This window comes from Blastococcus sp. SYSU DS0753 (assembly GCF_054051175.1).
On the sequence record NZ_JBJHAT010000021.1, the window covers coordinates 17,286 to 29,748 of the forward strand.

Sequence of the window (12,463 nt, forward strand, 5' to 3'; positions counted from 1 at the left end):
GGAACGGGCTCGCACGCACGCCGAACGCACGTGACAGGAGAGCGACATGAATCGACTCACCCGAGGCGTCGCCGCCGCCTCGTTCTCCGGCTTCCTGGCGCTGGGCCTCGCGGCCTGCGGGGAGGACGAGCCCGGAACGGTCACCGAGACCGAGACCGAGCAGGTCACCGAGACCGAGGAGGAGCAGACCGAGGTCACCGAGACCCTCGAGCCGACCGAGACCGAGACCGAGACCGAGACCGAGGTCGTCGAGACCGAGACCGAGGTCGACACCGAGACCGAGACCGAGTTCGGCACCGAGTGACCGGGTGAGCACTGCCGCCGTCCAGGCGGACCAGCCGGCAGCGGGCGGCGCCTCCGGGCGCCGTCCGCTGTCGTCGCGGTGGGTCCCGGTGGCCCTGGTCGTCCTCGCGGCCGCCATCCGGCTGTGGGACCTGGGCGACCCCGACCGGCTGTTCTTCGACGAGAAGTACTACGGCTCGGACGGGTACGAATACGTGACCCGGGGGGTGGAGGAGGAGCGCCCGGCGCATCCACCGCTGGGCAAGTGGGTCATCGCCCTGGGCATCAAGCTCTTCGGCTTCACGCCCTTCGGCTGGCGGATCGGCGTCGCCGTGGCCGGGACCGCCTCGGTGCTGCTGGTCTACCTCAGCGGGTTGCGCCTCTTCCGGCGGGTGGCGCCGGCGGCCCTCGCCGCCGCGCTCGTCGCGCTCGACGGGCTGGCGGTGACGACCAGTCGCATGGCGATGCTCGACGCCACGCTCGCACTGTGCGTCATCGCGGCGTTCTGGCTCCTCCTGCTCGACCGGGATGCCCGCCGCTCCGCACGGGGAGCCGGCGAACCGTTCCACCGGTCCCTGCTCGGTTCCCCCTACCGCTGGCTGGCCGGCGTGGCGCTGGGCCTGGCGGTGGCCACCAAGTGGTCCGGCCTGCTGGCCGTCGGCGCGGCCGGGCTGCTCGTCCTGGGAACCGAACTGGCCGGGCGCGGAGAAGGCGTGCGCCGGGCGGCGCAGCGAGCGGTCGCCGTCACCGCTGGAGCCGTGCTCAGCCTGCTGGTCGTCCCCGCGGCCGTCTACGTCGCGAGCTTCGCGGGCTGGTTCGCCAACTACGAGGACAGCTACGCCGGCTCGCGCGCCTGCGGCCCCGGCGCCTGCTCCGCCGACGCCGGGGAGCGGCTGTCGACGTGGTGGGACACCCAGGTCGATCTCGTCAGCTACCACCGGAACCTGGAGGCGACTCACCCGTACCGCTCGGACCCGCTGGGCTGGGTGTGGCTGGAACGGCCGGTGCTCGCCTACGCCGAGAGCTGCACGACGCGGCAGCAGGAGGCGGGCGAGTGCGAGGTCCCGCCCCAGACGGTCGCCCGCATCACCTTGGTCGGCAGTCCCGCGTTGTGGTGGCCGGCGCTGCTCGCCTACCCGGTGCTGCTCTGGCGGGCCGCGGTACGTCGGGACGGCGTCGCGGCCACGATCCTCGTCCCGTTGGCCCTGCTCTGGCTCCCCTGGCTGGCCGCGGGCAAGCCGGGCTACTTCTTCTACCTGGTCCCGGCGGTGCCGTTCATCGCCCTCGGCCTGGTCCGGGCCATCCAGGTCGGCCCCAGGCCCCGCCTCGTCGGGACTGCGCTGCTCGTCCTGGCGGTGGCCTGCTTCGCCTTCTTCGCCCCGATCTGGCTAGGCATCCCGCTGGCTCGGGACGCCCTCGACCTCCGGTACTGGCTGTCGTCCTGGCGGTGACCCTGCCGGGCGGCGCACCGCCTCGACGAGCACCCACACCAGGGCGGCGGCCCGCAGAGCGACGGCCGCACCCATCACCGGATAGGGGAGCTCGTCCCCGTGGCCCGCGCGCCCGGCGAGGAAGGGGAACTCGACCGCGTGCACCAGGACGTCGGCGGCCACCACGGCGATGAACGGGGCCGCGCGGGGGAGGACGAGAGCCATCAGCGGCACCAGCCACAGGGTGTACTGCGGGGAGTAGACCTTGTTGGCGAGGATGAAGCAGACCAGCACCGGCAGCAGCACCTGCCACCACTCCTCGGGCGGACGCCGCCGGATCCCGAGGACGACGACCACGACCGCGCCGGCCGCGAACACCAGCAGACTGGCGACGCCGAGCGCCGCCGGTCCGGGCTGCGGGCCACCCAGCTGCGCGAGCAGGTACCAGAGGCTGTCGACGTGCATGGCCCGTCGGCGGCTCAACTCGTAGAAGCGATCCCAGCCTTCGGGGGCGAGCAGGTAGCCGGGCACGTGCACCGCGGCGAACGCCAGCGCCGCGGCACCGCCGTGCAACAGGGCGGCGCGTGGACGACGACGGGCCAGGAGCGCCAGGACGACCAGCGGTACCAGGAACCCGGGGAACACCTTCGCGGCCGCACCGAGGCCGGCGACGACCCCGGAGGCCGTGTGCCGACCGCGCTGGTGCAGCAGGACCGCCCCCAGCAGCAGGGCCACCGGCAGGGTGTCCCAGTTGTAGAAGGCGTACAGGAACAGCGCCGGGGCGGCGGCCCACCAGAGCAACCTGCGCGGCGACAGGCCCAATCGCCGGAGCAGCACCAGGGAGACCAGCACCTCGACCACCACGAACAGGCCGTTGGTGGCGAAGAAGGTGCTGACCGTGGCATCACCCGGGAGGGCGTGGGCGAGGACGGCGGCAAGCCAGATGCGCACGGCGAGCACCGGGGGGTACTCCAGGGGGTCGGACCCGTAGGGGCCGGCCCCGTCGGCCAGCCCCCGCACGTACCACAGCGGAGCGACGTCGGTGTAGCAGTAGCCGTAGTACTGCTCGCCGTCGACCCAGCCACCGCCCAGGCACCGCGCCCTCGCCCACCAGCCCCCGGCGAGCACGAGCAGCGCGACGGCGATCACCGCACCGTGACCGACCCGCCGGTCGCGGACACGCAGCCGTCCGCCGCCAGTCATCGAACCGTCCCCCCGGCTGCAGGTTCCCGCGTTCCCGGGCCACCGCCCCCACCAGAGCTGCGCGAGTGGGGGGAGGCAGCCGACCCGGCGGGGCAGCGGTGCGACGACGCGCTCACCCTCGATCGGCTGACCATCGACCGCCACGTCACACCGCTCGTGCTCCTCTCGTCGACGCCGCGCGGGCTCGCGCCGGGGCGGGTCGCGCCCATTGTGGGCCGCATGCCCCGCCGCTCGCCCCTCGCGGATGCCCGCCGACCCGCGAGAACGTCCGGCCGGCGCAGGCGAGCGGCTCTGCCGGCCCCCGGAAGACGGCGGGACGCTCGAGGCGATGGGCGGTCGCGAGGAGCGCACGTTCCCGCGGGAACGCGGGGTGGGCCAGCGCACCGTTTGCCGCGCACCGGCAGCGGGGAGAGGCAGCCGGTGCCTCCCTCCCCCGAGCGCGACAACCCCGCCGGTGCCACCGCCTCCGTCCGCACCCGCCGCATCCGCGAGTTCGCCCGCGAGGTGCTCGGGTACGACGACTTCCGCCCGGGGCAGGAGGCGGCGATGCAGGCCGTCGTCGGCGGGCAGGACACCCTCGCCGTGCTGCCGTCGGGCGCCGGGAAGACCGCGATCTACCAGGTCGCCGGCCAGCTGCTCGACGGCCCGGTGCTCGTCGTCTCCCCGCTCATCGCCCTCCAGCGCGACCAGGTCGACCGGCTCACCGAGCTGGCGGAGCGCGCCGGGCGGGCCGCGCAGCTGAACTCCACGCTGTCGGCCGGCGACCAGCAGGAGGCGCTCGACGGGCTGGCGGAGGGAACGGTCCGCTTCCTCTTCCTCGCCCCGGAGCAGCTGACCAAGCCCGAGGTCGTCGACGTGATCGCGAAGGCCCGGCCCGCGCTGTTCGTCGTCGACGAGGCGCACTGCGTCTCCGCCTGGGGCCACGACTTCCGCCCGGACTACCTGCGGCTGGGCGGGGTCATCGAGCAGCTGGACCACCCGACGGTGCTGGCGCTCACCGCCACCGCCGCGCCTCCGGTGCGCGCGGAGATCGTCGAGCAGCTCGGCATGCGCGAGCCCGAGGTCGTCGTCGCCGGCTTCGACCGCCCGGAGATCCGGCTGGAGGTCGACCACTACGCCGACGCCCACGCCAAGGAGCAGGGCGTGCTGGACCGGGTGGTCGCCGAGGTCGGCGAGGGGCGTGGCCCCGGCATCGTCTACAGCGCCACGCGGAAGGGCACCCAGGAGATCGCCGCCGAGCTGGCCGGGCGCGGGCTCCGCACGCTCGCCTACCACGCCGGGATGAAGAAGTCCGAGCGCGAGGAGGCGCAGCGGGCCTGGATGGACGACGAGCTGGACGTCGTCGTCGCCACCACCGCGTTCGGCATGGGCATCGACAAGCCCGGCACCCGCTTCGTGGTGCACGCCGAGCCCGCCGACTCCCTCGACAGCTACTACCAGGAGATCGGCCGGGCCGGTCGCGACGGCGAACCGGCGCTCGCCGTCCTGGTCTACCGGCAGGAGGACCTCGGGCTGCGCCGGTTCTTCGCCGCCGGCGCGCCGGCCGAGGAGGAGCTGCAGCAGGTCGCCGGGCTCGTCCAGGCCGCCGCCGCGGCGGGCATCGACGACGGCGTCGACGTCAAGGCGCTCCGCGAGGAGACCGGCCGGGCCGCGACCCCCCTGGTGCGCGACCTCAACCTGCTGGAGCAGGTGTCGGCCGTCGTCCTGGACGAGGACGGCGCCGCCCACCCCGCCGACGGCGCCCCGCCGCCAGGCGAGGCCGCCGAGCAGGCCCGGGAGCTCGCCGAGCACCACGAGAAGGTCGACCAGTCGCGCGTGGAGATGATGCGCGGGTACGCCGAGACCGCCGAGTGCCGCCGCCAGTTCCTGCTGGGCTACTTCGGCGAGCAGCTCGACGAGCCGTGCGGCAACTGCGACAACTGCTCGGCCGGCACCGCGCACGAGCACGTCGCCACCGAGCCCGAGGACACGCCCTTCCCGGTGGAGACGCCGGTCGAGCACAGCGAGTGGGGGAACGGCGTCGTGATGCGGGTCGAGGACGACCGGCTCACCGTGCTGTTCGACGAGGTGGGCTACAAGACCCTCGGGCTGGCCGCCGTCCTCGACAACGACCTGCTCACCGCTCGACCCCGGGACTGACGCCACGGGCGACCTGCCCCGCCAGCCACCGGTGCAGGGTCGTCGCGAGCCGCACCGGCTGGTCGAGCTGGACCAGGTGCCCGGCGCCCGGGAGGAGCTCCAGGCGGGCCCCGGGGATCAGTGCGGCGAGGCGGTGCGCCCGATCAGCGGGAATCCAGGTGTCCTCGCTGCCCCACACCACGAGCACCGGCAGATCCAGGTCCGGGTAACGAGGCTCCAGCACGTCGGTGTACGCCTCGTCGGCCTGGGCGATCTGCCGGTAGAAGGCAGCCTGCCCCTCGGGGCCGGTCCACGGCGCCACCAGCTCGTCGACCTGGCCGGCGGTCAGCCCGCGATGGCTGGCCCCGGCGATGTAGGCGCGCAGCGCCCCCTCGTGCACCGCCGGGGGCAGGGCCGCGAAGACGTCGGCGTGGGCGCGCACCAACCGGAAGAAGTCCGATCCCCACGGTGCCAGCGCCACGACGTCGACCAGGGCCAGGGAGGCGTAGGGCACCCCGTGCAGCAGGTGCGCCCGAAGGGCGACCGCGCCTCCGTAGTCGTGGGCGACGACGTGCGGGGAGCGCAGGCCCCACCGCTCCACCAGCTCCGCCAGCAGCTCGCCCTGCACGTCCAGGGAGACCGCGTGCCCGGCGTCCTTGGAGGAGGCGCCGTAGCCGGGCATGTCCCACAGGTGCACGGTGAAGTCGGCGGCGAGCGCTTCGGCGTAGGGCCGCCAGAGCTCCGCGGACCAGGGGGTGCCGTGGCACATCACCACGTCGGGGCCCGCGCCGACGTGCCAGTGCCGCACCCGCCGGCCGCGCCATTCCAGCGTCCCGGAATCCACACCGGCACCCTGCCAGACGGGCCCGCGGCCGCGCTGCCCATCCGAGGGACGTCGCCTGGCTCGCCGTGCGGGGTCGGCGGACCGGCGTGATCATGAGACCGGACCGGGAGGCGTCAGCCCGGCCAGGAGGAGACGCAGCGTGAAGGTCCTCGGCATCAACGCGATCTACCACGACCCCGCCGCGGCGCTGGTCGTCGACGGCCGGATCGTGGCCGCCGCCGAGGAGGAGCGGTTCAGCCGGCGCAAGCACGGCAAGCGCCCCCTGCCGTGGAGCGCGTGGGAACTGCCGGAGCTCTCGGCGGCCTGGTGCCTGAAGGAGGCGGGCATCCGGCCCGAGGAGCTCGACGCCGTCGCCTACTCCTTCGACCCGTCCCTCATGGGGACGCCGGAGGAGTCCGGGCTCTTCGACGACGGCGACACCATGCGCAAGAAGTACGCCGAGATGGCGCCGGACTTCCTGGCCCACGCCCTGCCCGGGCTGGACCCGGCGAAGGTCCGCTTCGTCAAGCACCACGTTGCCCACGCCGCCTCCGCGGGCAAGGCCGCGCCGCAGCGGGACAACGCCGTCCTCGTGCTCGACGGCCGCGGGGAGGCCCACAGCCACCTGGCCGGCCGCTACGTGGACGGCCACCTGGAGGTGCTCGCCGGCCAGGCGCTGCCCCACTCCCTCGGGCTGATGTACGAGGAGCTCACCGACCACCTCGGCTTCCTGCGCAGCTCCGACGAGTTCAAGGTCATGGCGATGGCCTCCTACGGCAAGCCGCGCTTCCTCGGCGAGCTCTCCGAACTCATCCGCGCGACCGACGACGGCGGCTTCCGCACCGAGAAGATCGACTTCGCCGAGTTCGCGCCCCGCCTGGCCAAGGGCGAGGACTGGACCGAGGCCCACGCCGACCTCGCCGCCAGCGTGCAGACCCGCCTCGAGGAGGTGCTGGTCGACCTCGCCCGCTGGGTGCACGAGCAGACCGGCGAGAAGACCCTCACCATGGCCGGCGGCACCGCGCTCAACTGCGTGGCCAACACCCGCGTCCTCGCCGAGAGCCCGTTCGAGCAGGTCTGGGTGCAGCCGGCGGCCGGCGACGCCGGCACCGCGCTGGGTGCGGCCCTGCACGTCGCCGCGGAGCTCGGCGAGCGCACCGAGCCGATGGCAGGGGCGGCGCTCGGCCGCGGGTGGAGCGACGACGAGATCGAGCAGTTCCTGCAGACGGCGGCCATCGACTACGAGCGGCCCGACGACGTCGCCGAGGCCGTCGCCGAGGTGCTCGCCGACAACGGGATCGTCGCCTGGTTCCAGGGCCGCAGCGAGTACGGCCCGCGCGCGCTGGGGCACCGCTCGCTGCTCGCCCACCCCGGCTTCGAGGCCAACCTCGAGCGGATGAACGACGTCAAGGGCCGCGAGCAGTTCCGCCCGGTGGCACCGATGGTCCTGCTGGAGCGGGCGCCGGAGATCTTCAGCCGTGGCCCGATCCCCTCGCCGTACATGCTGTTCGTCCACGACGTCGCCGAGGAGTGGCGGGAGCGCATCCCCACGGTCACCCACGTGGACGGCACGGCGCGGATCCAGACCATCGACCCGGAGACCGAGCCGCTGGTGCACCGCATGATCTCGGCCTTCGAGCGGCGCACCGGCCTGCCCGTGGTCGTGAACACCAGCCTGAACACCGCCGGGCGCCCGATGGTCGACGACCCCCGGGACGCCCTGGAGTGCTTCGGCTCGGCACCGGTCGACCTGCTGGCCATCGGCCCGTTCGTCGTCCGCCGGGCGAGGGCCACGCCGCGCCCCGGGCGCGGCTGAACCCCGCGACGCCGCACGTCCCCGCCGGCGACGCGGCCCGCCGTCGTGACCGGCGCGGGTCACGCGCTCCACGGGCGGGTCGCCGCCAGGTGACGATCCGGCAACGGCCGTCCCCCGAACCGGTGGCCCTCGTTAGTCGTGCTCAGCCCCGGGTAACGGGCTGCTGGCAGCCACCTGTCAAGAACCTGGCAGGTCTCACGACCCATGGGAGGACACGATGTCTGCAACAGGCAACACCGGAGCGGACCGGCGGGGCATGACCTGGCCGCAGATGCTGGCACTGGCCATCGGTGCGATCTATCTGCTGGTCGGCATCATCGGCTTCTTCGTCACCGGCTTCGACGACTTCTTCGCCCACGACACGAACGAGACGATCCTGGGCTTCGAGGTCAACCCGTTCCACAACATCGTGCACATCGTCATCGGCGCGGCGGGCCTGGCCCTGTTCCGGACCCTGAGCGGGGCTCGCACGTACGGCTGGCTGCTCGCCATCGGCTACGGTGCGGCGTTCATCTACGGCCTCTTCGCCGTGAACGCCGAGTGGGACTTCCTGAGCCTGAACTGGGCGGACAACTGGCTGCACCTGGTCAGCGCCCTGGCCGGTCTGGCGATCGCGCTGGGCCCGGTGCGCGACGCCGTCGAGGGGCGCCGTACGCGCGCCTGAGAGGACCCGTCCGGGGAGCCGGGCCTGCCGCCATCCAGCGGTGGGCCCGGCTCTGCCGCGTCCGGGGCCGGCTCACCCCCGATGCGACGGCGATCACGTCCGGCGCTACGTTGCCGGGCATGGACTTCGCTCTCTCGCCCAAGGCCGAGGACGTCTGCGCCCGCGCGTGGGACTTCATGCGCGAGCACGTGTTCCCCGCCGAACCCGTCTACGACGCCTGGCGCGCCGAGCGCGGCCACGACAACCACGAGCACCCGCCGATCCTCGAGGAGCTCAAGGCCGAGGCGCGCAAGCGCGGCCTGTGGAACCTCTTCCACCACGAGCTGGGCGGCCTCTCCAACCTCGAGTACGCCTCGGTCGCCGAGATCACCGGCTGGTCGCCGGTCATCGCACCCGAGTCGATGAACGTCGGCGCGCCGGACACCGGCAACATGGAGACGCTCATGCTGTTCGGCACGCCCGAGCAGAAGGAGCGCTGGCTCAACCCGCTGCTGGAGGGGGAGATCCGCTCCGGCTTCGCGATGACCGAGCCCGACGTCGCCAGCTCCGACGCCCGCAACATCCAGACCTCGATCGTCCGCGACGGCGACGAGTACGTCATCAACGGGCGCAAGTGGTGGACCTCCGGCGCCGCGGACCCGCGCTGCCAGATCTTCATCGTCATGGGCAAGACCGACCCGGACGGGCCGCCGCACCGGCAGCAGTCGATGGTCCTCGTCCCCCGCGACACCCCGGGGCTGGAGATCATCCGCCACCTGCCGGTCTTCGGGTACCAGGACCAGCACGGCCACTCCGAGCTGCGGTTCACCGACGTCCGGGTCCCGGCCACGAACATCCTCGCCGGCGAGGGCGACGGCTTCATGATCGCCCAGGCGCGGCTGGGCCCCGGCCGCATCCACCACTGCATGCGCGCCATCGGCATGGCCGAGCGGGCGCTGGCGCTCATGGTGGAGCGGACCCAGAACCGGGTCGCGTTCGGCCGGCCGCTGTCCGAGCAGGGCACCGTGCGGGAGGCCATCGCGCTCTCGCGCATCGAGATCGACCAGGCCCGCCTGTACGTGCTGAAGACCGCCGACCTGATCGACAAGTACGGCGCGAAGGGCGCCCGGACCGAGATCTCCGCGATCAAGGTCGCCGCACCCAAGGTGGCCCTCGACGTCATCGACCGCGCGATCCAGGTGCACGGCGGCGCCGGCGTCAGCAACGACACCGTGCTCGCCCGCTTCTACGCCAGCGCGCGGACGCTGCGCATCGTCGACGGCCCGGACGCGGTGCACATCCGCGGCGTGGCCAAGGAGGAGCTGGCGCGGGAGCGCCCCTTCACCGGCTGAACGAGGCCCGCACGACCGGTGGCCCGGAACCGCTCGTGGTTCCGGGCCACCGCCGTCCCCGGCTCAGGGGGTGAGCGTCGTCCCGAAGCCCCCACCCGCGAGCTTGCTCATCAGCTGCGTCCGGTCCAGCCCCACCTCGGCCAGCGCGTCGCCGTCCCGGTCGGTGTCGATCTCGTCGGGGAGGCGCGCCTCGACCTGGTCGGCCGTGCCGTTGTCCCCCTCGGTGCGCAGCACGCGCACCAGCTCCTTCTTGTCCAGCTTCACCCGGTCCTCCGTCCGCCGCCCGTCGGGCGTCGTCGTGAGTGTGGTGCGGGTCACCACGGGTCGCAACGGCGCCCGAGCGGAACCGTTCAGGTCACGATCCGGTCACGGCGGCGTTCGTCCACCCACCCCTCGGCCGTCCTAGTCAGTGACGACGGAGGGGGGCCCGGTGGGACGAACGGACGACGACGCCTTCGAGGCGTTCGTCGCGGCACGGTCCGGTGAGCTGCTCCGGACCGCCGTGCTGCTGACGAGGGACCGCGGTCACGCCGAGGACCTGCTGCAGACGGCGCTGGTGAAGGCCTACCGCCGCTGGGGACGGATCTCCGGCGACCCCTTCCCGTACGTGCGCCGGGTGCTGGTCACCAGCGCCGCGAGCTGGTGGCGGTTGCGCAGCACCCAGGAGATCGTGTCGCTGCCCGCGCACGACCCCGCCACCCCCGACGCGACCGACGCCCTCGCCGAGCGGGAGCGGATGGCCCAGGCGCTCGGCACCCTCCCGCCGCGCATGCGGGCAGTGCTCGTCCTCCGCTACACGGAGGACCTCAGCGAGGCGGCCACCGCCGAGCTGCTCGGCTGCTCGGTGCACACCGTGCGGAGCCAGACCGTCCGAGGCCTCGCCCGCCTCCGCACCGCCCTCGCTGCCACCGTCCCCGCCAACGCCTTCGAGGAGTGCTGACGTGACGATCTCCGACGGCGATCTGGAAGCCGGCCTGCGAGACCTGCGCTACCGCGCCGACGTCACCGCGCCTCCCCCGGCCGACCTGGCCGAGCGCACCCGCGCGCGGTACCGCGCCCAGCGGCGGTCCCGGACGGCCATGGCCGTCGGCGGCCTGGTGGCCTTGGCGGTCGCCGTCGGGGTGCCGGTCACGACCTCCGGCCTGCTGAGCGGCGAGCGGGGCGGCGAGGTCGCGGTGCCGGGCAGCCCGACCCGGAACCCGGCGCCCTCCCTCTACGACCTGCCGACGCGCGGCTCGCTCGCCGGGGACGAGGAGTGGCTGGCCGGGGTCCGCGAGCTGGACTGGGTCCCTCCGGAGCTCGCCGCCCAGCTGCCGCCGGGCGTCGAGCTGCCCGATCCACCGGTCGAAACCCGCCGGGTCGCGTGGGCGGGTGAGGTGGCCGGCAGCCGGGTGACGCTCGTCCTCGGCCGGACCGAACAGGAGGGCGTCGTCCAGGCCTGGTTCACCGGTCCCCGCGACGCCGCACCGGACGAGATGGTCCCGGTCGGCCTTCTCGCGCCAGCCCCCGGCCTGGAGTCCGCGGAGCTGTTCGCCGCCCCGTACGGGGCGCCCGAGCAGCGCATGGTGGTGGTCGTCGGCGCGCCCGGGGACGAGGCCCGGGTGCTGACCGGCCGGACGGTGACCGCGTCGGCCGACGTCGTCGACCAGTGGGAACCGGTGCCGATGGAGGAGGGCGCCGGCGCGCTGGCGCTCGGCGGGTCCTCCGACTGGCCGACAGGCCTCTCCGTGGAGCTGTCCCGGCCCGGCCAGAGCCGGCCCCTCAACCGCGCCAACACCACCGAGGAGGACCTGACCAGGGCCTGGAACGAGCCGGTGGAGATCGCCGACCCCCGCGGGCTGCGCGGGCTCGCCCACGAGGAGGTGCTACAGCAGGCCGCGATACAGCTCGCCGGGCGGTACGGGTTGCCGCTCCGCGACCTCCGCCCGACCCTGCTCGCCGCCGGCGCCGTGGACGGTGACCCGGGGACCCGGACCCTGCTCCTGGGCGTGACCTTCCCCTCGGGCGCGACGGGGGCCGCGTTCGTCGACTACTGGACGGACCAGTTCGACATGGCGCAGGAGGACTCGTTCCGCGTCGCGCTGGCCCCGGCCGGCACCCCGCTCCTGGAGCGGGTGTTCGCCGTGCCGACGTCGAACTCGGTCACGATCAGCGGGCCGGAGTCCGGCGCCCTGGCCGAGATCTATCTCGCCGACGGCAGGCTGCACGCCACGGTGCCGCTGGTGGACGGCGCCGGGGTGGGTCCGCTGGGGTCACCGACGCCCGACCGGGTGCGGATCCTGGACGCCAGGGGTGCGGTCGTCGCCGAGGCCCCGGTCTCGGAGCCCGACGGATGAGCGAGCCGGCGTCGGTGACCGCGATGCGGCAGCTGGCCGAGGAGGCCCGGCGGCGCGGAACGGCCGTCGCGCGACGGTTCGAGCACTCAGCCCCGGGTGGCGCGACGGACGAGGAGACCGCCGACGACCGCGAGCACCACCGCCACGGCCAGCTGGCCGATGCCCACGCCCGCCTGCTCGGCGGCGAACCAGGTCGGCGAGGACACCAGGAGCACGAAGGCGACCCCCAGGACGAGCAGTCCGATCAGGCGTTCGCGGCGGGCGTTGCGTGAGACGGGAGCGCCGGGGGACGGGTCGGTCATGCCCCCACCCTGCCAAACCGGCCCGCGCGCCGACCGGAGACGGCAGCCGGCCCGTTCGGGTCGGACGGCGGGGCCGGGCGGGCGCTTCCTCCCGGATGCCCGATCGAGGGGTAGCGACAGGCCGTCGGGGGAACCCGTACGAGCACGACCGGAGCCAC

Annotated in this window: 12 protein-coding genes; 8 read left to right on the top strand and 4 right to left on the bottom strand. The window is 73.9% G+C overall.

Going from position 1 to position 12,463, the window contains the following annotated elements:
* Positions 1-46 precede the first annotated feature (46 nt).
* Together ACI799_RS15240 and ACI799_RS15245 are read left to right on the top strand one after the other, a co-directional pair.
* Positions 47-304, top strand: a complete 258-nt coding sequence (locus ACI799_RS15240) for a hypothetical protein (RefSeq protein ID WP_456590193.1) — start codon at positions 47-49, stop codon at positions 302-304.
* A 4-nt stretch (positions 305-308) separates the two neighbouring features.
* Positions 309-1,733, top strand: coding sequence for a phospholipid carrier-dependent glycosyltransferase (locus tag ACI799_RS15245; RefSeq protein WP_456600035.1), 1,425 nt, complete (start codon positions 309-311; stop codon positions 1,731-1,733).
* Here ACI799_RS15245 and ACI799_RS15250 read toward each other — a convergent pair.
* Entirely contained in the window at positions 1,671-2,915 is a 1,245-nt protein-coding gene (locus tag ACI799_RS15250) for a glycosyltransferase 87 family protein (RefSeq protein ID WP_456590191.1), read from the bottom strand. The two genes, ACI799_RS15245 and ACI799_RS15250, sit on opposite strands and share 63 nt — an antisense overlap.
* A 420-nt stretch (positions 2,916-3,335) precedes the next feature.
* On the opposite strand from ACI799_RS15250, the gene ACI799_RS15255 reads away from it, so the two are divergent.
* Complete coding sequence (locus ACI799_RS15255; RefSeq protein WP_456613409.1) at positions 3,336-5,054, top strand: RecQ family ATP-dependent DNA helicase; 1,719 nt, start codon at positions 3,336-3,338, stop codon at positions 5,052-5,054.
* Here ACI799_RS15255 and ACI799_RS15260 read toward each other — a convergent pair.
* Positions 5,032-5,877, bottom strand: a complete 846-nt coding sequence (locus ACI799_RS15260; RefSeq protein WP_456613410.1) for an alpha/beta fold hydrolase — start codon at positions 5,875-5,877, stop codon at positions 5,032-5,034. The genes ACI799_RS15255 and ACI799_RS15260 overlap by 23 nt on opposite strands.
* A gap of 139 nt (positions 5,878-6,016) precedes the next feature.
* On the opposite strand from ACI799_RS15260, the gene ACI799_RS15265 reads away from it, so the two are divergent.
* The 3 genes from ACI799_RS15265 (at position 6,017) to ACI799_RS15275 (ending at position 9,667) form a co-directional block, all read left to right on the top strand.
* Positions 6,017-7,672: a carbamoyltransferase family protein gene (locus ACI799_RS15265; protein WP_456600037.1), complete on the top strand. Its 1,656-nt coding sequence runs from the start codon at positions 6,017-6,019 to the stop codon at positions 7,670-7,672.
* Between the two features lie 256 nt (positions 7,673-7,928).
* Complete coding sequence (locus ACI799_RS15270; protein WP_456613411.1) at positions 7,929-8,336, top strand: DUF4383 domain-containing protein; 408 nt, start codon at positions 7,929-7,931, stop codon at positions 8,334-8,336.
* Between the two features lie 119 nt (positions 8,337-8,455).
* Positions 8,456-9,667 carry an acyl-CoA dehydrogenase family protein gene (locus ACI799_RS15275; protein ID WP_456590186.1) on the top strand — a complete coding sequence of 404 codons (1,212 nt, stop codon included), beginning with the start codon at positions 8,456-8,458 and terminating at the stop codon, positions 9,665-9,667.
* Between the two features lie 63 nt (positions 9,668-9,730).
* On the opposite strand, the gene ACI799_RS15280 is transcribed toward ACI799_RS15275, so the two are convergent.
* Positions 9,731-9,985: a hypothetical protein gene (locus tag ACI799_RS15280; protein WP_456613412.1), complete on the bottom strand. Its 255-nt coding sequence runs from the start codon at positions 9,983-9,985 to the stop codon at positions 9,731-9,733.
* Between the two features lie 112 nt (positions 9,986-10,097).
* Between ACI799_RS15280 and ACI799_RS15285 the strand changes: the two genes are divergently transcribed.
* Together ACI799_RS15285 and ACI799_RS15290 are read left to right on the top strand one after the other, a co-directional pair.
* On the top strand, positions 10,098-10,607 hold the full coding sequence (locus ACI799_RS15285; protein WP_456590184.1) for a SigE family RNA polymerase sigma factor: 510 nt from the start codon (positions 10,098-10,100) through the stop codon (positions 10,605-10,607).
* Position 10,608: 1 nt separating this feature from the next.
* Positions 10,609-12,003, top strand: a complete 1,395-nt coding sequence (locus ACI799_RS15290) for a hypothetical protein (RefSeq protein WP_456590183.1) — start codon at positions 10,609-10,611, stop codon at positions 12,001-12,003.
* An 86-nt stretch (positions 12,004-12,089) separates the two neighbouring features.
* On the opposite strand, the gene ACI799_RS15295 is transcribed toward ACI799_RS15290, so the two are convergent.
* A complete protein-coding gene (locus tag ACI799_RS15295) occupies positions 12,090-12,305 on the bottom strand; it encodes a hypothetical protein (RefSeq protein WP_456590182.1) in 216 nt (71 codons plus the stop codon).
* Between the last annotated feature and the right edge of the window lie 158 nt (positions 12,306-12,463).